At 43.6% G+C, this 24,432-nt stretch carries 20 protein-coding genes; 9 read left to right on the forward strand and 11 right to left on the reverse strand.

Translation table 11 applies throughout. The annotated features are described in order from the left end of the window. Positions 1–31 precede the first annotated feature (31 nt). The gene (locus PNK_RS01420) at positions 32–424 is read right to left on the reverse strand and encodes a hypothetical protein (RefSeq protein ID WP_059059844.1); all 393 of its coding nucleotides are present in this window, start codon (positions 422–424) and stop codon (positions 32–34) included. A 347-nt stretch (positions 425–771) separates the two neighbouring features. Here PNK_RS01420 and PNK_RS01425 point away from each other — a divergent pair, with 347 nt between their 5' ends. The 7 genes from PNK_RS01425 (at position 772) to PNK_RS01460 (ending at position 9,670) form a co-directional block, all read left to right on the forward strand. Next, positions 772–2,565, forward strand: coding sequence for an ABC transporter ATP-binding protein (locus tag PNK_RS01425; RefSeq protein WP_059059846.1), 1,794 nt, complete (start codon positions 772–774; stop codon positions 2,563–2,565). After that, on the forward strand, positions 2,562–4,367 hold the full coding sequence (locus tag PNK_RS01430; RefSeq protein ID WP_059059848.1) for an ABC transporter ATP-binding protein: 1,806 nt from the start codon (positions 2,562–2,564) through the stop codon (positions 4,365–4,367). Before PNK_RS01425 ends, PNK_RS01430 begins: the two co-directional genes overlap by 4 nt. 110 nt (positions 4,368–4,477) lie before the next feature. Beyond that, a complete protein-coding gene (locus tag PNK_RS01435) occupies positions 4,478–6,289 on the forward strand; it encodes a universal stress protein (protein ID WP_059059850.1) in 1,812 nt (603 codons plus the stop codon). A gap of 249 nt (positions 6,290–6,538) precedes the next feature. After that, the gene (locus PNK_RS01440; RefSeq protein ID WP_059059853.1) at positions 6,539–8,113 is read left to right on the forward strand and encodes a protein kinase family protein; all 1,575 of its coding nucleotides are present in this window, start codon (positions 6,539–6,541) and stop codon (positions 8,111–8,113) included. A gap of 10 nt (positions 8,114–8,123) precedes the next feature. Next, positions 8,124–8,474: a hypothetical protein gene (locus PNK_RS01445; protein ID WP_059059855.1), complete on the forward strand. Its 351-nt coding sequence runs from the start codon at positions 8,124–8,126 to the stop codon at positions 8,472–8,474. Between the two features lie 266 nt (positions 8,475–8,740). Continuing rightward, a complete protein-coding gene (locus PNK_RS01455) occupies positions 8,741–8,995 on the forward strand; it encodes a hypothetical protein (RefSeq protein ID WP_059059858.1) in 255 nt (84 codons plus the stop codon). A gap of 204 nt (positions 8,996–9,199) precedes the next feature. Next, on the forward strand, positions 9,200–9,670 hold the full coding sequence (locus tag PNK_RS01460; RefSeq protein ID WP_059059859.1) for a hypothetical protein: 471 nt from the start codon (positions 9,200–9,202) through the stop codon (positions 9,668–9,670). Positions 9,671–9,701: 31 nt separating this feature from the next. Here the strand turns inward: PNK_RS01460 and PNK_RS01465 are convergent, their stop codons facing one another. The 5 genes from PNK_RS01465 to PNK_RS01485 are packed head-to-tail and all read right to left on the reverse strand — an operon-like array spanning position 9,702 to position 15,066. Beyond that, the gene (locus PNK_RS01465; RefSeq protein WP_059059860.1) at positions 9,702–10,643 is read right to left on the reverse strand and encodes an ABC transporter ATP-binding protein; all 942 of its coding nucleotides are present in this window, start codon (positions 10,641–10,643) and stop codon (positions 9,702–9,704) included. Then, a complete protein-coding gene (locus PNK_RS01470) occupies positions 10,640–11,617 on the reverse strand; it encodes an ABC transporter ATP-binding protein (RefSeq protein WP_059059861.1) in 978 nt (325 codons plus the stop codon). Before PNK_RS01470 ends, PNK_RS01465 begins: the two co-directional genes overlap by 4 nt. After that, positions 11,614–12,525, reverse strand: a complete 912-nt coding sequence (locus PNK_RS01475) for an ABC transporter permease (RefSeq protein ID WP_059059863.1) — start codon at positions 12,523–12,525, stop codon at positions 11,614–11,616. The genes PNK_RS01470 and PNK_RS01475 overlap by 4 nt, the downstream gene beginning before the upstream one ends. Before the next feature lies 1 nt (position 12,526). Beyond that, positions 12,527–13,459 carry an ABC transporter permease gene (locus tag PNK_RS01480; RefSeq protein WP_059059865.1) on the reverse strand — a complete coding sequence of 311 codons (933 nt, stop codon included), beginning with the start codon at positions 13,457–13,459 and terminating at the stop codon, positions 12,527–12,529. A 14-nt stretch (positions 13,460–13,473) separates the two neighbouring features. Beyond that, on the reverse strand, positions 13,474–15,066 hold the full coding sequence (locus PNK_RS01485; RefSeq protein WP_059059867.1) for a peptide ABC transporter substrate-binding protein: 1,593 nt from the start codon (positions 15,064–15,066) through the stop codon (positions 13,474–13,476). A 155-nt stretch (positions 15,067–15,221) separates the two neighbouring features. Between PNK_RS01485 and PNK_RS01490 the strand changes: the two genes are divergently transcribed. Both PNK_RS01490 and PNK_RS01495 read left to right on the forward strand, forming a co-directional pair. Further along, the gene (locus tag PNK_RS01490; protein ID WP_059059869.1) at positions 15,222–16,034 is read left to right on the forward strand and encodes a C40 family peptidase; all 813 of its coding nucleotides are present in this window, start codon (positions 15,222–15,224) and stop codon (positions 16,032–16,034) included. Between the two features lie 9 nt (positions 16,035–16,043). Next, positions 16,044–16,475 carry a cytidine deaminase gene (locus PNK_RS01495; RefSeq protein WP_032124934.1) on the forward strand — a complete coding sequence of 144 codons (432 nt, stop codon included), beginning with the start codon at positions 16,044–16,046 and terminating at the stop codon, positions 16,473–16,475. Positions 16,476–16,559: 84 nt separating this feature from the next. Here PNK_RS01495 and PNK_RS01500 read toward each other — a convergent pair whose 3' ends face one another. From PNK_RS01500 to hrcA, 5 genes are all read right to left on the reverse strand, one after another. Further along, positions 16,560–18,227 (reverse strand): alpha-keto acid decarboxylase family protein, encoded by a 1,668-nt coding sequence (locus PNK_RS01500; RefSeq protein WP_059059871.1) that lies wholly within the window; start codon positions 18,225–18,227, stop codon positions 16,560–16,562. A 92-nt stretch (positions 18,228–18,319) separates the two neighbouring features. Further along, positions 18,320–19,978 carry a hypothetical protein gene (locus PNK_RS01505; RefSeq protein WP_158021662.1) on the reverse strand — a complete coding sequence of 553 codons (1,659 nt, stop codon included), beginning with the start codon at positions 19,976–19,978 and terminating at the stop codon, positions 18,320–18,322. A gap of 356 nt (positions 19,979–20,334) precedes the next feature. Continuing rightward, positions 20,335–22,311, reverse strand: a complete 1,977-nt coding sequence (gene dnaK / locus PNK_RS01510; RefSeq protein WP_032124937.1) for a molecular chaperone DnaK — start codon at positions 22,309–22,311, stop codon at positions 20,335–20,337. Positions 22,312–22,331: 20 nt separating this feature from the next. Continuing rightward, positions 22,332–22,958, reverse strand: a complete 627-nt coding sequence (gene grpE / locus PNK_RS01515) for a nucleotide exchange factor GrpE (protein ID WP_079992753.1) — start codon at positions 22,956–22,958, stop codon at positions 22,332–22,334. Between the two features lie 279 nt (positions 22,959–23,237). Further along, entirely contained in the window at positions 23,238–24,404 is a 1,167-nt protein-coding gene (gene hrcA, locus PNK_RS01520) for a heat-inducible transcriptional repressor HrcA (RefSeq protein ID WP_032125885.1), read from the reverse strand. Positions 24,405–24,432: the final 28 nt, after the last annotated feature.

A 24,432-nucleotide genomic window follows, 5' to 3' on the forward strand; every position in this document is an offset into this window, starting at 1 on the left:
GCAAGCCTCTCTTTCTGTTTAAAAGTATACCTTATTGTTGAGGGGGATAGGAATAGGTTGGGGGATAGCTCGTCGCTGGGTAGGGATAGGGCTGCCCATTATAATAATAGTAGGTGGAAGTGGAAGCCGATTGATTGTAATCTTGCACGCGGTCATAACGCCTTGCCGTTTGCAGCGCTTGACTGTTGTCATACGGTTTATTTCCTTGCAAATAGCGGCTTCGATCGTCGCTGCCTCGATCGCTAAAGCGCGGCGTATTGGCATTCTCATATTGGCGATTGATCCGCCCCGATCGCTGCCCCCGATCGGCTAATTCATTCCACTCTTCCTGCGGCTGTTCTGGATAATAAGGGCTCTCTTGTTCTGCATGACAAATAGTAAAAAGACAAAGCCAAGGGCCCAGCCATAAAATTGAACCTTTCATTGCATCCTCCTTTAAAAAACTGTAAACATCAACTCAATCCTACTAAATGTTGCAGAGTTTATTGTCAAAAAATATTTAACCTGTTTTTTTACTATCCATACCGCCCTCATGATCCTTCCAAAATACTACCCCGAGTCTAGAAATGCCATGTAGCCATAGTTTATATAAAGAGAAGAAGCTGGAAGCCTATAAGAGAAGTACCGTCATCCAATTGGATAAAATCGCTGGAAGGGGGTTATTGAGCGGGATCAAGCTTGTGCTTGTCAAATGTAGAGTTTTAAAATAATATCTGACGCTTTAAGGCGTATCGTCAAATTGCTAAAATCACGATAGAAATGAGATAGATAATGAATAAAAGCTTGGCGGGCAGTTTAATCGATATGGTACGCCATTATCGCCTCAGAGTTTTTTTAGCCTTCCTCTTAGTATTAGCCTCCAATTTACTTTTGATATTAAATCCTCTCATTCTTCGCCAAGCGATCATGGCAATCATTCCGCAGCCCGAAGAGGAAGCTAACCGGCTGACTCATCTCTTGGAATGGTTTTTAGGGCCTCTTTTTTACTGTGCTTATAGCTGGGCTTATCTTATCATTGCAATTGCAACTTTATCAGCCGTCCTAAAATACTTTATGCGGATGATTTTTATTTCGATTGGACGGGAAGTCGAGCTCAAAGTCCGCAGGGAGCTATTTGAAAGGATTCAGTCTCAGTCGAAAGGTTTTTTTGATCAGCACGGCATCGGAGATCTTTTAAGCCGTTTAACAAACGATATTACGGCTTACAGAGATTTGCTCGGCCCTGGAATGATGTACCCTTTATTTTTTATCACGCTCTTGATTCCAGCTCTCATCGCGCTTTTCAATCTGTCGCCTCTCATGGCTGCAATCAGCTTAATTCCAATTATCAGCATTTATGCTCTGAATATGGCCATCCGCCAGCCTCTTTATCAAATTTCTAAAGAGGTGCAGCAATCGCTTGGAGATTTGAGCGTGATGGCTCATGAACACTATTCGGGCATCCGCATTGTCAAGAGTTATGGGATTGAATCGACTCTGTCTCGTTTATTTAAAAAGCTATGCCTTCAATTCAAAGATCTGAACATGCGCCTAGTCTGCTTTCAAGGCATGGTATTTCCTGTTTTAACCCTGATTACCAAGGCAGTCACTGTCTTGATTGTTTTACTGGCTGGAGCCATTATTTCATTTGGCTGGATGGAGTTAACGATGGCGGATTTCCTTTCGTTCATGTGGATTCAATCCTATCTTTTTAGCCCTTTATTAATGCTTGGATGGATTTTGCCCATGTATCAAAAGGGGAAGGCGGCTTATGCAAGGCTCACTGAAATTTATGAAGAGCCGATCGAAATCTATGCCAAAGAACCTTATATCGATAGCATCCCGCCGCAGGTTGATATTGTCATCAAAGACCTCACTTTTCATTATCCCAAGCAAACCAAACCGGCGCTCGTGGATTTGAATGTATCCATTGCCGGGGGATCATTCGTCGGCTTAACTGGGCCTGTGGGATCCGGTAAAACAACCCTCTTCCGCTTGCTGAATCGCGAGTACGAAGTGCCTGAGGGCAAGATTTTTATTGCTGATCATGAAATTCATCATTATAGCTTGCAAGCTTTTCACGATGCATTTGTGGTAGTTGAGCAGATGCCTTTTTTGTTTTCCAAAACAATTAAGGATAACATTGGATTCGGATTGCAAGGGGTTGAACAGAGTACGATTGATAAAGTTGCAAGACAAGCCGACTTGCACGATGCTGTTCTCTCTTTTCCCAAACAATATGAAACGGTTGTTGGAGAAAGGGGTGCTTCTTTATCCGGCGGACAAAAGCAAAGGGTTGCCATTGCACGCGCCTTTTTGGCTGATCGGCCCATTCTCTTGTTAGATGATATTTTTTCGGCGCTGGATGCAGAAACAGAAAAACACATCTTTGAATCTATGAAAACGCATTTTGCTGATAAAACAGTTTTATTAATCACCCACCGAGTGTCTATCTTAGAGCGGCTAGACCGGGTCATTTTTATGAAAGAGGGGCGCATCATAGAAGATGGAATGCCTCAATCGCTTTTAAAGCAAAAAGGGTGCTATGAAGCCCTTGTTAACCTGCAAAAAATGCGGCGCATATGAATGAGGATTTTCACCAACGCTATCACCATGAAGATCCAAAGAGCCAATCGGTTGACTATGCTCTCATCAAAAGATTGCTCACATACTTACAGCCCTATCGCTACTGGGTCTTGGCGGCCATCACGATCCTATTACTATCCAAAGCACTCGAAGCGTGGGTGCCGATTCAAATCGGCCATTTGACGCAATTCATTTTAACTTATCAGCCCCAGTCAAGCTCCTCGAAAGTCTTTTTTGACCAGGTGATGAGCCAGGGCCTTTGGATTTTACTTTGGATCATGAGCAGCTATTTATTGGATACGATCAATATTTTCATAAAAAATCGGGTGGGACAGCAAGCGCTCTTGACTCTACGCACGCAAGTATATGGGCACATTCAAAAACTTCCAGTTGCTTATTATGATCGCCAGGCGATTGGGCGCTTGATGACGCGCACCATACATGATGTTGATCAAATTAATCAGCTATTTTCAGAGAGTGTCATCCCAATTATTGGCAGTTTATTCCTCTTTACCAGCATCTTAACCGGGATCTTTTTCATCAATTGGAAAATTGGCTTGGGAATTTTAGCGATCATGCCTTTTGTCTGGTGGTTTACTCGCCATTTTCGCCATTACCAGCGCATTAGCTATCAATTGGTTAGGGCGATTCTCTCTTCGATGAATGCCTTCATGCAAGAGCATCTCATGGGCATTGGCATTATTCGAAGCTTTAATTTGTACAAGCAAGAGAAAAAAACTTTTGATGAACTCAATCAAGACTATTTTGATGCGAGCATTGAAACCATTCATCACTTTGCCCTTTTTTTTGCGGGCATTGAATGGATCCAAAATGTGACTCTTGCACTTGTGTTTGTCATTTTGGTGCAATTTTCCGGACCCGAGGGCTTTCAGGCGGGAACGTATTTTACAATCAGCTTATATGGGCTCATGGTTTTTCGCCCCTTGGCCGATTTAGCAGAACGTTATAATGTTTTGCAATCGGCAATCGCATCTGCTGAAAAGATTTTTGATATATTGGATACCCCTCTTGAAACGGCAGGCGCGCAGCCTGGTTTGCCCTTAGATGCGATTCATTCGATTGAATTCGATCAGGTATGGTTTGCCTACGAAAAAGAGGAATGGGTTTTGCAGGGCCTTTCCCTATGCATTCAAAAAGGGGAGTCGGTAGCTTTAGTTGGAATGACAGGCTCTGGGAAGACGAGCGTCTTAAACCTGTTGCTGCGTCTGTATGAATTTCAGAAAGGAAGCATTAAAATTAACGGACAAGATATTCGCTGTTACTCAGTTGCCGCTTTGCGGCGTCATTTTAGCGTCATTTTGCAGGATCCCGTCATTTTTTCTGGAACCGTTGAAGACAATATTGCTTTGTACGATCCAACAATTTCATTGAATCAAGTGAAAACAAGCGCTGCATTTGTCAATCTCGAGCCTTTAATCGAAAAGCTGCCCTCTCGCTATCAGTCCCATTTGAGAGAAAGGGGAATCAGCTTGTCAGCTGGCGAAATGCAGCTTATTTCTCTTGCCCGCGCAGTAGCTCATCATCGCAGCGTCGTCATCTTCGACGAAGCCACCTCCAATATCGATACGCATACCGAAAGGCTCATTCAAGACTCCTTGGAGAAAATCTTTGTGAGTCAAACGGCTTTGATCATTGCTCACCGTCTTTCAACCGTGCGCGATGTTAACCGCATTTATGTGTTGGCTGATGGAAAGGTGGCAGAAGATGGAACGCATGTCGAGCTTATGGCTAGGGAAGGAGTGTATGAAAATTTGTATCGGCTGCAGTTTTCAAACTACTGAGGAATGCATTTGCTAAATATTAAAGAAATTACTTCAAATCTATGCTTTTCTTTTCTTATTATAGGATTTTCTAAACTTCTAATTCTTCAACCTAGAGCGACTCTTTGGCAATGTTAACATCGATCACAAAAAGACCCCGAGACGTCAATGCCTATCAAGCAGCCGCCATTTTATACGGAGATTGGGGGACAAGTAAGGCTTATGTCATCGGCTTAGCCTTTGCCATTGCAAATTACAGCTCATTTTGGCTCATCCTGGCAGTTTGCGTCTTGATTGCCTTGGTTGGAACTAATTACATCACCATTTGCCAATTCAGCCCGAGTGGAGGTGGTGTTTATGCTTCCGCGCGCAAGAAATCTGAGATTCTTGCCTTAATCGGTGCCTTTTTCTTAATCGCCGACTATTTAATCACGGCTGCGCTAAGCTCGCTCTCTTGCTTTGAATACATGGGGGTGGCTCATCCAGCTTATTGGGCCATCGGTTCAATTGTAGTCATAGGCGGCTTTAATTTTTTCGGCCCGCGCCATACGGGTAATCTCGCTTTGGTCATAGCGATTTTGACTGCCAGCACGGTCGTATTTTTAGCTGTTTTAGCCATTCCTTATTTAAAAGATGCCGTGCACGCCATCCGACCGCCTGAGGGTGGGTTCTTGAAGAATTGGAATAGTTTTGTGGGCATCATTGTCGCTTTGTCTGGGGTTGAGGCAATAGCCAATACGACTGGTGTTATGAAATTGGATCCGGGGAGCACGGATGAGCATCCATCGGTGCATCAAACCTCTAGAAAGGCCATCTTGATGGTCATGATCGAAGTATGCATTTTTACGGGATTATTTGGGCTTGCCATGCATGCTATTCCCCAAATGGAAGTGGTGGATGGGCGCATTGTTGCATCAGACGGCTCAAGCATTAGAGATGCCATGTTGCGCTACATGGGAAATTACTTTGTGACCCATCATTGGGGAACAGAAGCGATGGGACATACGGCAGGAGTTATCATCAGCATCGTTTTTGCTATCTTGCTTCTTTCTGCCGTCAATACCGCCATCAATGCATTGACTTCATTAATGTTTGTGATGTCGCGTGATGGGGAAATGCCTGGACTTTTCCAAAAACTGAACTCATTCGGAGTTCCCATTTTTCCGCTCATGCTTGCCACCGGAACGGCTGCATTTGTCCTCCTTTTCGTCCATGACATCGCGGCCTTGGCCGACCTTTACGCTGTCGGGTTTGTAGGGGCCATTGCGACCAATTTAGGGGTTAATGCCTATGATATGACGATCCCCATGACGAAGTGGCAGCGGCGCTTTATGTGGTTTACTTTTGCCATCATGATTGTGATCGAAGTGACACTCTTTATCGATAAGCCGAATGCACGCCGCTTTGCCATCTATTTACTGACGGCAGGATTGATCTTGCGCGCTCTCGTCATCGAGCATCGTCAAAGGCAATGGGCCTCTAAAAAGGTCACGCTTCGGCATGCTTCACTCTATACTGACGATACGCGCACACCACTCCACTATGGGGCCATTTTGTGCGCCGTGAGAACAATTGGCAAAACGCTGAATTTCGCACTGCATGAAGCCAAAAAGCATGAACAGCCTTTGTACATTTTATTCATTCGCGAACAAAAAGTGGTCACAGATGAAGATAAAAATCGCACCTGGCTAGATGATGATGAGGCATGCAAAATTTTCGACTATGCTAAAGAGAGCTCACATGAAATGACAATCAAGTTCTTCTACTCAGTGAGCGCCTCTCCCGTGACAACCATCGTCAGCATGGCCGAAGAATTGAAGGTTTCAAGCATCATTTTGGGCAGGCCTCGCCATAGCGCCATGCTGCAAATGCTGAGAGGAAATGTCGTGCAGGAAGTCTCAGAAGTCCTGCCTCCAGATATCGACTTGCTTGTCATTTCATGAGGCTTATGCTGACCGTCAGAGCTCTTGTCTAATGACGGTTCAATGTTAAACCAATGTTGCTGCATTGGCATCTTCCAAGATCTTAAAGTTCAAATTTTTTATAATGTTTAATGACAAAGGCTTATTCATTACATAACCGGCTTTATATTTTATCTGAAAATAAAAATAATTGTTTGTTGGTGATATAATGAAAGCTGTGTCTTTAACAGAGATAAATAACATTTATTTTTGAATGACGGGGGAGGGGGTATGAATGGTTTACCAGGATTTTCATCTAATAACCCAGTTCAAGGCGTAGTCTCGAATGTCTCAGTTTCTAACGAAGAGCCGAAAAGCAAGAGGCAAAAGTTAAAAGAAGTTAAAGTAGAACCTGAAGTTGAGTGCGAAGGTGTGGAGGATAGCCACCATTTAGAAAAACACTCAACTATTTTGCTTCAAGAAAAAATGCTTTCAAAAAATTTACAGTCGCAGGTGGTGGGTAAAGTTGCTGTAGACGAGCAGAAACCTTCATCTTTAGACATCATCACTGAAAAGATCTGCCAGTGTTTCAATTTCAGTCCGATTGAATTAAATAAAAGATTGAATGGCAAAGAACTCAACCTAGAAAATTTAGCAGACCTTTGTTCTGGACTAATTGATCAAAAACTGCGTAGCGGTCAATCGATTAGCGCGCAAGAAGTCATTCAATTGAATGACTTACTGTTTAATACTGAATTGGTTGTGATTTGTGCGCAGTATTCTGAGATAAACGATTTAGTTAATCCTCATCCAGTCGGTGTAATAGCAAGCCTGTTTGATTGTATACAGCATATGGATGGAAAACTCTCTTTTGAAGAGGAAATAAGCCGTGTCACGGATTATATTGAAACTAAGCCAGATATAAAAAAATATCCGTCGGTGGTGGAAAGTATCGAAATAAATAATGTTCTTCCAGTTTTCCAAAGACTAATGGATAATCCCGAGACCCCTACTAATGAGAAGGAAGCGTATGCTGATGCCATAAAGGAATATACGAAGTACAAAGAGGATGTGAAAAATTGGCAATTAGGGCTCAGTCAATTTCCCATAGTCGATACAAAAGAGTTTTTGAAGTCGAATAATTGTAATGAAGCCTATGTTTTGAATGGTAAAACGAATGGGTGTCAATGGATTTTCAAACCCCCGACCTTCAATAATCAAAACTTGCCCATCAACGAATTTTTGGCTTCCAAAGTCAATGGCCATGGCCAATTTCCCATTCCATTGACCATTTTAATTCATTTCAAAAACGTCGAGGGATCTGCCCAGATATTCATACGCGATGCTAAATCGTTAGACGATATAACCATGAAAGCGGGAGAGTTAGTAAAAAAAAATTCAGAGAAGAAGGATTCAAAAGAAGATGAGATTGGCGACTCTCTTACATTAGAAGAGGCTTACTCCCAAGTCATCGACATGAATCAAATACAAGCTCTTGTTATTTTCGATCTGCTTTTTGGTAATACAGATCGTCACCAGGCCAATATTTTATTTCAAGGCAGCCGCCCTTTCGGTATCGATCATGATTCCTGCTTTCAGGGGCTGGCAAAAGAATATTTAAAAATGGATTATTTGGAATTAATTTCAGATGATAAACAATTCAGTCAAGAAGTGCGTGTATTATTTTCTTCAGGAAATATTGAACAATATCAGCAAATAATGAGGGAAAATAAGATGCCTAAAGATGCAGTCATATGGTTACAAGATGCCGCTTTCATCTTAAACGAGCAGATGGAAAAAGGGCTTCCAATTAAAGACATAGTCGGCATTCTTAAAGAAGAATGGGAAAAACGATTTGATTTCTAAGGAGTAAACTATGTTACCAACTCAATTTTTAATCAATAAAAGCAATGAAATTGCTGCAGAGTATAATGAAAATACACACAAACTAATTATCCATGATAATTGGTTAAAATCGAAAATGGAATCTGGCATTACAGTGACCAGCAGCTTTAGAAGCCAGCATAAATGCGGCTGGGTCATATATCCTACCAGCGAATTTTTTGTTCAGGCTTTTAGAGAATGTGCGTTCATTCACGGATTGCAGCAAATGGGATATAAATGGAGAGAAAAAAACGAGTTCGATGGTCTTCCTATAGAAACATTAGCAAATAAGATCTTAGAGTGGCATAAAAACGGAAAAGACACGCATATGCCTCTTTTATAAGTTCTGCCATGCGATAGGCTTGTTTATGCTACATCACTTAAATAAAGCGACTTTATGACTAATCTCGAATCGGGCTTTTTAACTGATGTATCAAATCTGTTTTATTTCGGCCGAGAAAAGAAGAGGGCTTTAAGGGAGCGAGTTGTCAATCAGCTTTTCTTGAATCAATCTTCTGCTTTGGGGGCGCACTTAAGGAAAAAATCCAGAAAGCGGCCTCTTTATTGCGAAAGCTTAAAGCTTCTAAATCCTCGATTCAAAGAGAGTTAATGGCTCAATTGCTGGAAGAGTATGATGTGAATCCCGCGGCTTGTATTGTCTTCAAAAAAGATGAGAAGCATGATGCAACAATCGAGATGAATGCCGCAGCCTTTCAATCTCTTCAACAACAGTCTGGGTATATCCATGGGTTGTGGGAAGAGCATGATAAGGGAAAAGCGCAGATCGATTTACGATTCATCGAAGGAATAGATCTTAATGAAGCACAGTTTAGTGCTTTTTTAGCCCGTGCCAGATCTTATTAAAACAGTTAGACCTTGTGAAAGTGCTTGATTGTCCATCCTTGGAAGAGACCTTTGCCAATCATCGCTTGTCAATTTTGATAGATTTCTATTATTGATCTTATCTTTAAATAAATATTTGTTGGTATCAGTAAATTGTTTAGTGGACATTTTTAAATTATATTAATAAAATCGTTGGAATTTATTAAATTTTTTAAAGGAAGCAATATGGGTTTATCTTTTCCCCTTCACGTACCAGTATTTCAATTTCCAGGTAGAGAAGTCATAGAGAGCACGGTTCAAAACACCTTACAATCTCTTTTACCGAGCAGAACTGAAGAGAATCAAAGAGTTTTGGAGATTGCTGAAAAAACTCAACAGGTCATCGCCCAAATGATTGGGGTGAAATTAGAAAATAAAGCCTTGGATGAAAGACAATTCAATCGTGTTTTTTCATCTTTATATACAGAAGTTATAAATTCGGCATCTGCCGCTATGAATAGCCAAGGCATTTCGGATGTTGTAACAGAAAAGGCAGAAAGGCTTTTAGCTATACCCTCCTCAGAGTTTGATGCCTCAGAACTGCATCTTAGTTTGATACTCACTCAAACTTTGGCCCAAGGAATTATAAGAGGCTCATACTACCAACAGATTATCGGAATTGCTCAAGCTACATGCACAGCTTGGAAGAAAGCATAGGTTATTGCTGCCTCTCGTTATTCCCACAGGATTAAGCGTAGAGGTGACAGGCTGTGAAATGGCCCGGCTTGACCTCTTTCCAAGCAGGTTTAACGCGTTTGCATACGTCCGACGCAAAGGGACAGCGTGTTTGAAAGGGGCAGCCACTAATTGGTTGCAAAAGTGTTGGAATCTCGCCTTTTAATCCAATCGGCTGTTTCTTTAGGTCTAAAGTTGGAATCGCATCCAATAGGGCTTGCGTATAAGGGTGAAGAGGTTTGGCAAAGAGCGATGAGCTCGGAGCTAGTTCTACAAATGTGCCCAGATACATGATTGCCAATCGATGAGTAAAATGGCGCATGACTCCAAGGTCATGTGAAATTAAAATGTAGCTCAAGCCTAATGTTTGTTGGATGGCTTGCATCAAATTGATGAGCTGTCCTTGAACTGAGACATCCAAGGCGGAAAACGGTTCATCACAGACAATTAACTTCGGCTCTAATGCCAAGGCGCGGGCGATGGCAACGCGCTGTTTTTGCCCGCCGCTCAATTCTTGAGGCAGCCTTTTTGAAAAATGGGCTGGAAGCCCTACCTCGCCCAGCAGCTTTTCGATGACATGTGCCTTCTCTTTGCCTTTCGCAAGGCCATGAATTTGAAAAGGCTCCCATAAAATCTCTTCGATGGTCATGCAAGGATTGAGAGAGCTTGCAGGATGTTGAAAAATCATCTGCACGTGGCGTCGTAAGTGTTTTAAGTCTTTGCCATGCATGTTAAAAATGTCTTGGCTTTCAAATTTGACAGACCCGCCCGTTGGTTCGGTTAAGCGCAGCAATAGTTTGCCGAGGGTGGATTTGCCGCATCCGCTTTCTCCTCCGAGTCCCAAAATTTCGCCTTGCTTTAGAGTAAAGCAAATAGATTGGACTGCAGGGATGATTTTCTGTCCCAAACGAAAATGCTTGGATAGATTTTCGACTGTCAATAAATTACCGCTCATGGCTGCTCCTTTCGGAATTTTAACCAACAAGCAACAGCTGGATGAGCGTTATCATCAAGTGGAGGAGCCATTTCTTGGCAGATGCGCATGGCGTGAGAGCATCTTGGACCAAAAGCGCAGCCCTTAAGAGAGGTTGCAAGGGGAGGAGAGCCTGGCAGTGTGAACAAGGGGTGTCCTTGTGATTCAGCCAGGCTTTGCTTGGCTTTGAGTAAGGCTTGTGTATAGGGGTGTTGCGGGGTTTGAATGAGCCCGCTTAAAGAATTTGACTCGATAATTTGTCCCGCATACATAACCATCAGGCGGTCGCAGCAGCTTGCAGCAACTCCTAAATCATGCGTAATGAGTAAGATTGTCATTTTTTGTTCTTTTTGCAGCGATTTAAGAAGCTCTAGTATTTGTGCCTGAATGGTAACGTCGAGTGCGGTCGTAGGCTCATCGGCAATGACGAGTGAGGGACGGCAGGCCAGCGTCATGGCAATGACGATGCGCTGTTTCATACCGCCACTCATTTCATGAGGATACTGCCTCATGCGATGCGATGCGTCGCTTATCCCAACCTTTTGCAGCCACTCAATTCCCATTTGCAAAGCTGCTTGCTTGCTCATGTGTTGATGATGAACTAATCCCTCAATCAATTGATCGCCTATTCGCTTGGTAGGATTAAGGCTTAAAGAGGGATCTTGGAAAATCAAACCGATCTTTTGACCTCGAATGGTTTGCATCTCTTTTTCCGACGCATTTAAGAGATCTTTTTCTTCAAAAAGCACTTTGCCGGACAGGCGATGAGAATTAGTGGGGAAAAGCTTCAACAATGAAAAAGCAGTCAGGCTTTTGCCGCATCCCGATTCACCGATCAAACCTACGATTTCTCCAGGGTAAAGGCAGAAATTAACCCCTCTTAGGGCGTCGATCGAGCCTTGTGAAGTGGCAAAGGATAAGCAAAGAGAGCGAACGTCGAGTAGTGGTATTTTCATAAAGATTCCTGGAGCGACTTATCAAACGTGGCTTTTAATCCCTCACCGATCAAATGAAAGGCTAGCATGGTCACGCTAATAAAAGCGGCAGGGAAAAGCAAACGCCAGGGATAAAATTGGAGCGCCGGTAAGCCTTCATTCGCCATTGTTCCCCAGCTTGCCATGGGGGCTTGCACACCAAGGCCTAAAAAACTTAAAAAAGCTTCGGCAAAAATAGCAGAAGGAATGGTCAACGTGAGCGTAACGAGGATTGGTCCAACGGCATTTGGCAGAAGGTGTTTGCTCAAAATTCTTCCAAATCCAGCCCCTAAGGCTTGTGCGGCTAGAACATACTCCATTTCTTTGAGTAAAAGAATTTGTCCGCGCACAATGCGGGCCATAGTGATCCAGCCAAATAACGTGATGGCCAAGATGACGGAAAAAAGGCCGGAACCTAGCACGACCGTAAATAAAATGACGATTAATAAGTAGGGAAGAGAGTATACGATATCTGCAAAGCGCATCATGGCTTCATCGATTTTTCCTCCGCAGAATCCCGCTATACCGCCCCAAAGAAGCCCAACGATCAGATCTATCAAAGCGGCCAAGAGGCCGACGCATAAAGAAATTCGCGCTCCGTACCAGACTCTTGTAAATAGATCGCGTCCAAGGTCATCCGTTCCAAACCAAAATTGCAGGGATGGAGGCTGATTTTTTAAGGTTAGGTGCGTTGCTTCATAGGCATAATTAGAGAAAAACGGCCCAATAAGCGCGCCTAATAAAATGAGAGTGAGAAGCATAAGCCCGCTGATTCCAAGCGAGCTCGATTGAAATCTTTGCCATGCATTCTTGCGCAGTTGACAGTGGGGAGCATCGGAGGAATCCCAAGCGTTGATAGGGGTGAAGAGAGAGTCATCGATTGTTTGCATGCTAGCCCTCCTTAAAGTGCAAGCGAATGCGCGGATCAATCCAGGCATAAGCTAAGTCGATCAAAAAAATGGAGAGCATCAATAAACTGCTGTAAAACAGGGTTAACCCCATGATGAGCGGATAATCGCGGTTCATGACGCTATTGACAAACCAGCCACCAAGGCCTGGAATGCTGAATATTTTTTCGATCACAAAACTTCCGACTAGGACATTGGCCATGAGTTGCCCTAAGTAACTCAATACGGGCAGCATTGCATTGGGCAATGCGTGTGAGGTTACGATTTTATAGGCGGGTAACCCTTTTGCACGGGCGGCCTTAATATAGTCCGTTTGCAGGACTTCGCTTAAGCTTGCGCGCATGAGGCGTGCAATAAAAGCGGCTGGCAGGGAAGCTAATGCAAGAGATGGGAGCATGCTTTGGGCAAAACTTCCCCAACGGGCTAATGGGAATAATCCGAGTTTAATGGCTAAAACATATTGCAACAGCGCTGCCAAGATAAAGCTTGGGACTGACAGGCCCATTGTGGTCCAAAATAGAATCAAATGATCTTGCCATGCGCCTTTTTTAAGAGCTGCCAGGGAACCGAGCAAAATACCCATTGGCAAAGCGATGCATAAGGCCTCAAGCCCTAATAAAGCTGATACGGGGAAGCTATCTTGAATTATCTGATTGATCGAGCGGCCGCTATATTTGAGTGAATAGCCTAAATCGCCCTGTAGGAGGGAAAATAAATAGCTGCCATATTGCTGATACCATGGGGCATTGAGACCGTGGCTTTCAAGCAGGGCATGATGCATGTCGGCTCGTAACGTTTGCTCTTCGCTAAAAGGATCGCCTGGAATGGCCTTCATTAGGATAAAGGTCAAACTGGCAATGATCCAAAGCGAGCACAGCAAATAAGCGAATTTTTTGATGATGTAGGCAAACGACATGTCTATTGCAATTGTTATGGGGAGTCCAAATACGCCTGTTTAAAGTCTAAATAGCCAAGTTCTGAAAAGTAAACACCTTTGACTTGGGGATGTTTCAAGTAGTTGTATGAACCAAAAAAGAGAGGGATAATTGGCATCTCTTGGATGAGCACTCCTTCTGCTTTTTTTAAATAGAGCTCTCTTTGATTTGGATTCGTACTCACAAAGGATTGGTTCAGCAAATCAATGTAGCGTCCATTTTCCCATTGAGTGTTATTAGTCCCATTATCTTTGTATTGGAAGACGGTTAGAAAAGAGATGGGATCGCGGAAATCTGCATACCAAGATCCAATGCCAATTTGATAATCCTGTTTTTTTAAACGATCAAAGTAGACCTTGCTTTCACAGGCTTGCAGCTGCACCTTGACCCCAAGGACTTCTTTCCACTGCTGTTGAGCAACCTGAGCAATTTTATGGGAACGCTCTCCTGTTGCATAGCAGAGTGTGATTGGAGGAATAGTCTGAGAGTTGAGCTGATTTTCGGCTAAAGCCTCCTGGAAAAGTTGGCGTGCAAGTTGCCTATTGCCATCTTGAAAAAAAGGCGCGGTTTGCAGCCATAAAGGAGGAATCAGGCCCAAGGCAGGCTGCTGGTTGCCTTGTAAAACGTGTTCAATCAAGTCATTCCGATTTAAAGCTAATGCAAAGGCATGGCGCATCTTCGGATTATTCAGAGGTGCTTTGGCAGTATTGATCCGAAAAAGATGGACGCCTGCGGCGGGGCTGATTTGCAAATAGTTCGTCTCCTTTAGGGTCGGTAGTGCATCGGTAGGGATCGTGGAAAGCGGCGATCCTGTCCATTCGAGCTCCTTATTTTGGAATAGTTGCAGTGCGGTGGGATTGTCTAAAACAATGAAGACCAGCTTGTTGAGACTGACTGCTGAATGATCCCAATAATGAGCGTTCGGTATCAAGACTAGTTGATTGTGCCGTGACCACTCCTGAAGCTGAAACGGGCCGTTTGTGACAGGCAAGGATGGATTTTGATCACCCATTTTTTTCTGTCTTGTGCTTGCATGAACTGGAAAAAAGAAATGGGTAGCTGTAAGATTAAGAAAATAGGGGGTCGGTTGTTCTAGTTCAACGACGAGTGTTTGCTTGTCGAGGGCGTAAATGCCAACTTCATCCAGGCTGCCTTTGCCTTCCTTGGTCGCTTGGGCTCCCTTTATTACGTACAATTGATAGGCATTAGGCGCAGGAAGCTGAGGGGATAATACGCTTTTCCAACTCTTTTCAAAGTCATGAGCTGTGACCGGCTCCCCATTGGACCAGGCACTTGGACGGAGCTTAAATGTATATGTTTTTTGATCCGGAGATAAGGAGACAGTTTCAGCAAGTGCTAAAGATGGATTTCCGTCTGGTTGACTGCGCGTCAACCCCTCATATAAGGCTTGCAGCACCGTTGTTGACGCAAGGTCTCTTGCCTGCCTTGGATCTAAAGTTTGTGGATCTACTTCGCAACTGATATGTAAGATCGATTGTTGGCCTTCCAAGGGCTCTATTTTTCGATCACAACCTGTGATGGTCAAAATAAGTAATGTAAGGAAAATATAAAAAAACTGTTTCAACATGCCATTTTACCTATTTAAGAAGATCTCAAACTGTGCATAGCTCTCAACAATAGTAGTTATACGAGATTAATATAAAAGTTAAAAGGAAAATGATTTAGACAAATTCTATAGATTAGTAATATGAATTCTTTAAAAAATAATTGATCGAAATAATCATGAAAAAAGCAATTTGTTGTCCGGTTGGTAATTTGTTTCATTTGCCGAATGAGAGAAGCGAAGTGATTTCGCAAGCGCTATATGGGTGGCAGGTGCAGGTCTTAGAAGAAGAGGGCCTATTTAGCTTAGCGGAAACCGAAGATGGTTATCAAGGCTGGATTGAAACGTCCTTACTGCAAGCAGGGGAAGTTGGTGTAGGGCTTAGACGCGCTAAGATCAGGCACAATGCGGCTCATCTGTATTCTACTCCCCACGTGAATCGGGAAAAGCCTTTATTGACCCTTCCGTTTGAAGTTGAGCTGCCAGTTGTCTTTGAACCCGCAGAAGAGGATGGGCGGTGGGTTCAGGTTCAATTGCTGGGTCAGTTAGGCTGGATTCAAAGAGGGCATCTTTGGATGAATCTATCACACATCGGGTTGAAGGATATGCTGCAATTGAGCCTACAGTTTCTGGGGCTTCCCTATACGTGGGGCGGTCGCTCAAGCTTTGGCTATGATTGTTCAGGCTTTATACAGATGCTTTTTAAACAAATGGGAATTCTTTTGCCACGCGATGCTTCTCAGCAAATTAGATCTCCCTTTTGCAGTCCGGTGGATTGGCAAGAGATCAAGGCTGGCGATCTTTTATTTTTTGGTATGCATCCAGAGGCCATCAAGCATGTGGGGCTGTATTTGGGAGAGGGGCAGTTGATTCATGCCTCGGTCAAGCCCATTCCTTTGCTGCAGGTATCGTCGATTGAAGAAAAAAGCTTAATGGATCGCTTCGCTTTTCGAACGGCTTGCCGCCTGCCTGTGCATGAAAAAGAGCAGTAAGAGGAAAGTATGAATGTGAGTCTTGATGCAAAGCATCGTTTAATAAGGCTGGCTTGCGAGGTACGGAAGCATGCCTACGCTCCTTATTCAAATTATCTCGTTGGAGCCGCGCTTTTAACAAAAGAGGGGGCTATTTTTTCTGGGTGCAATGTTGAAAATGCCTCTTATGGATTGACGTGTTGTGCAGAAAGAGTGGCCATTTTTAAAGCTGTTTCAGAAAAAGCTTTAGAGTGGTTAGCCATGGCTATAGTGACTAAAGATGGTGGGGCGCCTTGCGGGGCCTGCCGCCAAGTCATGAATGAGTTCAATTCCGATCTGCTCGTATTGCTTGGGGATGAAAAGGGGAATTTGTTAAGGGAAATGACGCTGAAACAGCTTTTACCGGATGCTTTCGGGCCTTATAATCTTAATTTAACCCACGGTTTGAACGCAACCACGTGAGGCTTTTGCAATTATCTAAGGGGTTGGAAGATCCTCACTAGGTTAAAAAGGGTGGGGCAACCCACCCTCTAACTTTCGCGGCTTTTAAGCTTTAACGACTTTGCCAAGAAGTTCTCCTAAGCGCCGCAGTCCTGGGGAAAAGTCTAATTTATCCAGTTCGATTTCAATGAGATAAAAAGTGCCGCGCTTAGCAAAGGCTTGCCTAAGAGCTTCATCGAGCTCCTGTTCGGTTTCTACTTTGATTCCTACGCCACCACCTAGGACAGCTGGAATTTGGGTGTAGTTCCAATTTAAAATGTCATTATAGCTTCCTTCCAGAAGAGGCCTTTCAGTGCCATATCCGTGATTGTTTAAGATGATAATGACTGGATCTAGCTGATAGCGCACGGCTGCTGATAGTTCCATGGCGGTCATTTGAAAGCCCCCATCTCCAATGATTCCCACAACGCGCCGTTTCGGATCGGCAAGTTGAGCTCCGATGGCGCCTGGCGTTCCAAATCCCAAGCTTGCAAAATAAGCGCATGCCAAAAATGAGTCGTGGGAAAGAATCAGGTCTGAGCTTGCAAATAGGCAGTCTCCGACATCGGAAACAATGATATGGTCGGGTTTTAAATGCGTCTGCAAGCATTCAAACACACGCTTGGTCGTCGTCTTTGCTTCGGGAACTGGAGAGAAGGAGGGCGGAAGCTGAGCATGTCGCGGTGTATGAAAAGAAGAGTGAGAGCGTTTGAGAGAGAGTGTATTGAGGCCTTTGATATAATCAGTGAGGTTGACGTGATAGTGGTGATGGCCGATCGAAAGGGAATGACTGTTGGCTACGAGGCGGTGTTCTTGATCGACTTTTGCCGTAAAAATACCTGTGTCGAGATCGTGCATGATGACACCTGCAATTAAGACGCAATCGCAGCTTTCGACAAGGTCTATGACTGTTTGACGGCTCATTCCTCCTTGATAGACGCCTGCAAAAAGCGGGTGGTGTTCATCAACCACCGTTTTGCCGAGCAGGGAAGAGACAATGGGGATTTTATGCTGTTCTGCAAACTGTAATAATTCCTGGCTCAATCCGAAGCGCAGGAGTTCATGCCCAGCCCATATCAGAGGGCGCTTACAGGTTGATAAAACCTGTTGAGTCTCTTCTAGGGCTTCTTGCAGAGCTTGAGGATTGCTTGATTGATAATGAAAAGGCTCAGGCTCTGCTTTTGGGGCAATAGGTTGATCGACTAGATTGCGAGGAATCTCAAAGTAAACCGGCTTTTTATAGTCTAAGCATGCTTGAAGGACGCGGTCGATGATGGCTGCTGCCGTTTCTGGCTGATCCAAGACGCCTTGATCGACGGTGACATGCTTGAAGACCTCTAATTGAGTGCGATCTCCATGAGCTGCAATCGATTTATTAATCAAGTGATGCAGCGTCGAATGACGTTTGAATTCATCTGTTCCTACCGTTCCTGAAATAACGACTAGGGGGGAATTTTCAACATAGGCTTGTGCCAGCGCATTAGTAATGTTAATACCAACTCCATAGGTAATGCAAGCAACGCCCAGTCCACGCAGTCTTGCATAGGCATCGGCAGCATAACCGGCTGTATTTTCCCGAGTTGTATTGATGAATTGAATGGTAGGATGCTGTTCAATGAGCTTATCAAAGCGCAAGACATAATCTCCAGGAACACCGAAAATATGTTCTATTCCAAGTTCCTGCAAACGGTTGAGCAAATATTGTCCAATGGTTGACTGAGCGGGATGATTCATAATGATTTTCCTGGCTAGTATTTTACGACATGCCTTAAGTTATCAGGAAAAAAATTATACTCTAAATAAAATTGCAAAAAAACTTTTGAAAGTTATTGCTGCAAACCAATCGGCCACATTTCAATGATAGAGAGATTGCCCATGTAACCAAAATCTGGAAATTTGGTAAATAGGAATTGGGCTGCTCGATCCAGTTCATGAGTCTTGAACGTTTTAATGTAAGCGGTGTTGCCAGCTTTTGTCACACTGTCATCTCCATGGGAATCGAAGAATTCAATCTTTCCAGGCTTTTTTCGCATGGCAATGGTCAGGGAATTGGCTGTAATGATAGACCCGCTCACCTCTTGGGAATGAACCAGCGCCTCAAGCGCAGACTGTAGCCGCTCGCGATCGTAAGCAACTTGCAGTGTCATGGAGAAGGCCTGGCTAGTCAATGGATTGCGAGCAAGTCTCAGATTAGGAAAAGCTTGTATGACAATTTCAGTGTCTTCAAAATTAGCATCAACATGCGAATTGCGCTGGATGAGTTCTTGAATCAATTGTGGAGACGCCGATTTGTCCGAGCTTAAAAAAGCACAGGCTAGCCTTGTACAGGCCGCAATGTTGCCTAGTTGATATTGATTCACTCCATTTGCGGCGAGAATTAGAGAAGAATCGTTGGTCGCTTGCACGTTCGCAAGCTGTACATTCGCTCGCTGCACTTGGGCCGTAGGCAAAACTCTAGTGGATGTGATCTGATTTTTGGCACGAACAATCAATCTTTGAACGAATTCTCGGGAGTAACCAGAGGCGAACAAGCATTCTTGAATATCTTCGTCAGGAATTTCAGACTTCACGCACTCTATAATCGTTGCAAGAATCTCATTTTCAGTAGCCATGGGAATCTGCGGCTCTGATACCCTAACTAAACTTGGAGAAATGTCTATCAGATCCCCAGCTCGCGGTATGGGAGGAACTTCAGGGATAGGGGATTGGTTATTTGCGTGGGAGGCTTTGGCTCTTTCAATGTAATTGAGAATGTCAGCATTAGAATGATTAGAGCCTTGCATGAGAAGGATGATTTCCTCATCGCTCATGCTATCTTGAACTAATTCATCGATCAAATCATAGAGTTCTTTATCAATAGTTGGGCTGAGAGTTCGGGTTCGATTAATCAGTTGCTGAATCTCAATCCTTGGACGAGAAGGACTTTGCAAGAATTCGTGAATGTCATCGTCAGTTAAACCGAACGCAATCAATTGGCGAATCTCGTCTTCAGTTGTTAGTTCCGGGGTGTCTTCCTGGCTTGACAGTGTTTTAATAGAGGAAGCAATCTGATCAGATTGATCCGATTCATCTGACTCGTCTGAAGGAGCTCGAGTCGCTTCTCTTGGGAGCAGTGTTTCTCTTGGATGCACCACTTCTCTTGGAGGCAGCGCTGGAAGAATGACGTGATACATGAATGGACTGCGGGTCATATTGGCTGTCGGATTGGCTCGAGTCCAACAACTATGCATCCGATCCAGAAATTGCGCCTCCATCTGATTTTCATTCGTGATGCGCGTTCTAATGCTTGTGATGTGATTGGCAATAAAGGCTAAATGCGTCGTGGGATGAGATCCAAATAAATATCTGAAGATGCGATCAATAAGATTTAATTGAACAATACTCCAACCCCGTGACTGATCAAACGATAGATATTTTCTATTCCATTGCATGAAACGACAGCCAAATACTTCGTTGTAGTTGTATCGACCGTTGAAATCAGACACACACTCTCTTCGGAGTAAGGTCTCAAGTGTGGTAAAATGACTGTTTATGGAAACCATAACGAGATTTTGCCCCTGTTACTTTCTTAAAATTACCAATACAATATCGAAAATAAAGATCTTAACGCTTTAAATGCTTTAACTCAAATAATCGATGTTAATTGTAAGAAGAAAGTATTTGGCTTATATAATTTTTTTGTTAAGAAAATGTAAAATTAGTTTGGAAAAATAAGAGGGTAGATAGGGTTCTTTTTAAATTGGTTTTTTTATAAATACTAATGTATTTAATTTTTCATTAAACAATTTAATTAGATTCAAATAGAGATCGGAAGCTTTGAGGGCTTCCGATCGCTTGATGACTAAGGTTTTTTGTCGTCGATAATTTCAACTTCAGCTTCTTCAATGTCGTCGGGATTTTTGCCGCTTCCTTGTTGATGCTGTTGATGTTGTTGATGACTTTCCTGATTTCCTTCGCCTGTGAAAGAAGAGGAGCCTGGGCTTGCCTGGGCATCTCCCTGTCCAGCTTTGGCCATGGCTTCGCCTATGTGCTGCATATGGCGTTCCAGTTCATCTTTGGCAGAGCGAATGCGGTTGGCATCGTTGCTTTCGATAGCCTTTTTGACAGCCTCGATTTTGCTTGCGACTTCATCGGCCACATTTTTAGGCACTTTGTCTTTGTATTCATCGAGTGCTTTTTGAGCACGGAACGCTAAGGAATCTGCTTCATTGCGAATTTCAACTTCTTCTTTGCGTTTCTTATCTTCTTCGGCGTGATCTTCGGCATCTCTAACCATGCGTTTGATTTCTTCTTCATTAAGTCCAGACTGGGCTTCGATGCGAATTTTTTGTTCTTTACCGCTAGAAAGATCTTTAGCGGAAACGTGTAGAATTCCGTCGGCATCGATGTCAAAAGCGACTTCAATTTGGGGCATTCCACGAGGAGAGGGAGGAATGTCTGCCAAGTCAAAGCGTCCGACTTCTTTATTGTCGTTAGCCATTTTGCGCTCGCCTTGTAGGACGCGAATGGTTACGGCTGGCTGATTATCGGCCGCTGTTGAGAAGATTTGTTTCTTCTGTGTTGGAATCGTTGTATTGCGCTCAACGAGAGGCGTCATCACACCACCTAGAGTTTCAATTCCAAGCGTAAGAGGCGTGACATCTAGTAGGAGAACGTCTTTTACAACGCCAGATAAGACACCACCTTGGATGGCAGCACCCACGGCGACGACTTCGTCCGGGTTAACCCCTTTATGACCCTCTTTTCCAAAGATTGTTTTGACAATTTCTTGAACGGCTGGCATACGAGTCATACCGCCAACTAGGATGACTTCGCCAATATCATCTTTGCTGAGGCCTGAATCTTTCAGGGCTTTCAAGCAAGGACCGCGTGTGCGTTCGATTAAATCGTGGGTCAGACTTTCCAATTTTGAGCGTGTCAATGTCATAGTCAAGTGTTTTGGACCTGAAGCATCCATTGTAATGAATGGCTGATTGATTTCAGTTTGTTGAACGCCTGACAATTCGATTTTGGCTTTTTCGGCCGCATCGCGAAGACGCTGAAGCGCCATTTTGTCATTTCTTAAGTCAATCCCTTGTTCCTGTTTAAAGGTGTCGAGCATCCAGTTCAAGATCGCATTGTCAAAGTCATCACCACCCAGATGTGTATCACCGTTTGTGGCTAAAACTTCAAAAACTCCGTCGCCGATTTCCAGGATAGAGATATCAAATGTACCGCCGCCGAGGTCGAATACGGCAATTTTTTTATCGGTATGCTCTTTGTCGAGACCATATGCTAAAGCTGCAGCTGTAGGCTCTGGAATGATTCGTTTGACATCTAAGCCGGCAATCCGTCCTGCGTCTTTTGTGGATTGACGTTGAGAATCGTTAAAGTAAGCAGGAACGGTTATAACGGCTTCAGTGATTTTTTCACCGAGGTAAGCTTCGGCCGTTTCTTTCATTTTAATCAGAATTTGCGCTGCAATTTCTTCTGGAGTGACAATTTTTCCCTGAATCTCAAAAACTGCATCGCCATTACTGTTGCTCGTGACCTTGTAAGGAACTGTTTTGATTTCACTTAAGACTTCTTGGTGTTTGCGTCCAATAAAGCGCTTAGAGGAGGTGATTGTATTTTCTGGATTGGTGACGGCTTGACGTTTGGCGGGGATGCCGACTAAACGCTCACTACCTTTATAGGCAGCAACAGAGGGTGTTGTACGTGTTCCTTCTGCCGATGCGATAACTTTAGGGGTTCCACCTTCCATGACAGAAACGCAAGAATTAGTCGTTCCTAAGTCAATTCCAATGATGCGCCCTTTTTTTGTTTGACTCTGACTCATAGTCAAAACTCCTTTCCTAATTAATTGTTTTCATCAATTTTTTCTTGTGACTCTTTAGGGGTCGCGGTTTTGGCAACCTTAACGCGTGCGGGACGAATTGTGCGATCTCCCATTTTATAGCCACGAACACTTTCTTCTACGATTGTTCCAGGGATGTAGCTCGTCGTCTCAATCATTTCGACAGCTTCATGCAAATGGGGATCGAATTGCATGCCTTGAGACTCGACAGCAACCACTCCATTGTTAGCTAAAACGTCTTTGAATTGAGCGAGAATCATCTGGAAACCAAATGCCCAATTTTTGACTTCATCCGACATGTCTTGGGCAAATTTTAGGGCATTTTCTAAGTTGTCAAGAGGGTGTAAGAAATCAACGACCAAACTTTCAACGGCATAGCGGGTGATTTCTTGACGCTCTTTTTGCAGCCTTTTACGGGCATTTTCGGCATCGGCTAAGAGGCGCAAGTACTTGTCCTTGTATTCGATCGCTTCTTTTTGCATGGCTTTTAATTCTTCATCCGTAACAAAGACCTGTTTGGGATTAATGGAAGCCGATTGAAATTCGGATGAATTGCCATTAGCAGACTGAGCAGTTTGTTTGTTAGCGGACATTTCAGTATCATCTTTCGTCTCTTCTTGATCAACCATAGCTATTCTCCTCTTAAAAATTCTTAACCGACAAAAATTGATTGCTCTAGATAATCAGAGACAATGCAATGAGTCGAAGGGATTTATTTTAGGCTCCTCAGAGAGGGTCTAGATCGACAATCTTGCATCGATTCATGATCGATTGGAGGTCGATTTCCGCGACATTTGACCTGCTCTAAGAGAGGATAATGTTCTCTATTTCAAATTCCAATTGCGGCTTGACAGGCCTCCTACAAGCAATGTCTAAATGCAAATGTGATTTGATCTCTCTAAATGAATCTAGTTTCTCTTATCTTCCAGTAGTATTAAGCGAGATTGACCGATCAAGTGATGCTCCTCTTTTTGTAAATAGAGGTGTCCTTCTTCGGGTTGTCTAAAATTGATTTTAAATTTATAAACATTCCTCGTTATCGTCTCGCTGATACAATTAGAAAATAGTCTTAATAAGCTAAATAAGCTGCGATAGGGCAAACGTGTTGGGCCCAACAGTCCAACTGCCCCTACTACTTTATAGTTGATGTAGTAAGGAACGGCAATCACACTGCAGTGAGGGCTTGAATTGGCATAAGTCGCCAAATCATCGCCTATCCAAAACTTAAGCTGATTCAAGGCTTTACACTCTTTGAGGAGAAGGCGCATGCTATGAGCATTTTCAAACAGGGATAAACTGCTCGCAAGCAAATTGGTCTCTTGAAAGTCTGGATAAGTCAATAAACGCGAAAATCCAGTCCGATATAAATCCTCATCAATAAAATTAGAGTAGCCAACAATATAGCGAAGCATTAATTCATTATAAAATGTCTGCGCAATGGCCTCTTCCTCTGGCTCTAAATTCTCCGGTGCCCCCAAATTGGTCAGGCGCCAATGAAAATAACTCTCTATACGTTTAAGAGCAAAAGAAGAGAGCTTAACAGGCAAGTGAAGCACTTCTGTTTGAATCACGCCAAAATCGGTAATAATCACGCAAAGACAGCGAGACGCATCCAGCGGAACGAGCTTGAGATCGGCTATGAAGTCATGATCAAAACGCGGCGCCGCTAAAAAAACAGCGCAATTGCTCATCCGGCTTAACTCTTCAGCCGCTTCTTGTAAAAAAGCCGCAATCTCTCGCGAATCGAAGCGCTTGAGTGTATCAAAAGCCTTCTCTCCTAACTCATACGGTTCGCTCTCTTGTGCATACGCATGCGCGTAGGCGCGATAGGCTAGGTGGGTAGGAATCCGGCCACCCGAAGAATGGGACTGCAGCAAGTATCCTTCCTCTTCTAAATGGGCAAAATAATTGCGAATCGTAGCCGAACTTAAATCTCCAAACCCAGCTTCTTTCAACGTGTTGGATCCTACTGGCTTTCCCGTTTGAATGTAATAATCGACTAGGCCTAGTAAAACCCTTCGCTCTCGGTCGTGTTTCCCCATGCGTTTAATCGAAACAGGCTTCCATGTTTTCAAGAGCTCACCCTCCATATTCTTCTTCATT

This window comes from Candidatus Protochlamydia naegleriophila (assembly GCF_001499655.1).
Classification (GTDB): Bacteria; Chlamydiota; Chlamydiia; order Chlamydiales; family Parachlamydiaceae; genus Protochlamydia; species Protochlamydia naegleriophila.

Excerpts from the sequence above, each read along its gene's own strand:
- PNK_RS01455 (WP_059059858.1), top strand. The coding sequence starts at position 8,741 with ATGGCTCAATTGCTGGAAGAGTATGATGTGAATCCCGCGGCTTGTATT.
- PNK_RS01475 (WP_059059863.1), bottom strand. The coding sequence starts at position 12,525 with ATGCAAACAATCGATGACTCTCTCTTCACCCCTATCAACGCTTGGGAT.
- PNK_RS01425 (WP_059059846.1), top strand. The coding sequence starts at position 772 with ATGAATAAAAGCTTGGCGGGCAGTTTAATCGATATGGTACGCCATTAT.
- PNK_RS01465 (WP_059059860.1), bottom strand. The coding sequence starts at position 10,643 with ATGAGCGGTAATTTATTGACAGTCGAAAATCTATCCAAGCATTTTCGT.
- PNK_RS01470 (WP_059059861.1), bottom strand. The coding sequence starts at position 11,617 with ATGAAAATACCACTACTCGACGTTCGCTCTCTTTGCTTATCCTTTGCC.
- PNK_RS01485 (WP_059059867.1), bottom strand. The coding sequence starts at position 15,066 with ATGTTGAAACAGTTTTTTTATATTTTCCTTACATTACTTATTTTGACC.
- PNK_RS01500 (WP_059059871.1), bottom strand. The coding sequence starts at position 18,227 with ATGAATCATCCCGCTCAGTCAACCATTGGACAATATTTGCTCAACCGT.
- PNK_RS01420 (WP_059059844.1), bottom strand. The coding sequence starts at position 424 with ATGAAAGGTTCAATTTTATGGCTGGGCCCTTGGCTTTGTCTTTTTACT.
- PNK_RS01445 (WP_059059855.1), top strand. The coding sequence starts at position 8,124 with ATGTTACCAACTCAATTTTTAATCAATAAAAGCAATGAAATTGCTGCA.
- grpE (WP_079992753.1), bottom strand. The coding sequence starts at position 22,958 with ATGGTTGATCAAGAAGAGACGAAAGATGATACTGAAATGTCCGCTAAC.
- PNK_RS01460 (WP_059059859.1), top strand. The coding sequence starts at position 9,200 with ATGGGTTTATCTTTTCCCCTTCACGTACCAGTATTTCAATTTCCAGGT.
- PNK_RS01495 (WP_032124934.1), top strand. The coding sequence starts at position 16,044 with ATGAATGTGAGTCTTGATGCAAAGCATCGTTTAATAAGGCTGGCTTGC.
- PNK_RS01430 (WP_059059848.1), top strand. The coding sequence starts at position 2,562 with ATGAATGAGGATTTTCACCAACGCTATCACCATGAAGATCCAAAGAGC.
- PNK_RS01440 (WP_059059853.1), top strand. The coding sequence starts at position 6,539 with ATGAATGGTTTACCAGGATTTTCATCTAATAACCCAGTTCAAGGCGTA.
- dnaK (WP_032124937.1), bottom strand. The coding sequence starts at position 22,311 with ATGAGTCAGAGTCAAACAAAAAAAGGGCGCATCATTGGAATTGACTTA.
- PNK_RS01480 (WP_059059865.1), bottom strand. The coding sequence starts at position 13,459 with ATGTCGTTTGCCTACATCATCAAAAAATTCGCTTATTTGCTGTGCTCG.
- PNK_RS01435 (WP_059059850.1), top strand. The coding sequence starts at position 4,478 with ATGTTAACATCGATCACAAAAAGACCCCGAGACGTCAATGCCTATCAA.
- PNK_RS01490 (WP_059059869.1), top strand. The coding sequence starts at position 15,222 with ATGAAAAAAGCAATTTGTTGTCCGGTTGGTAATTTGTTTCATTTGCCG.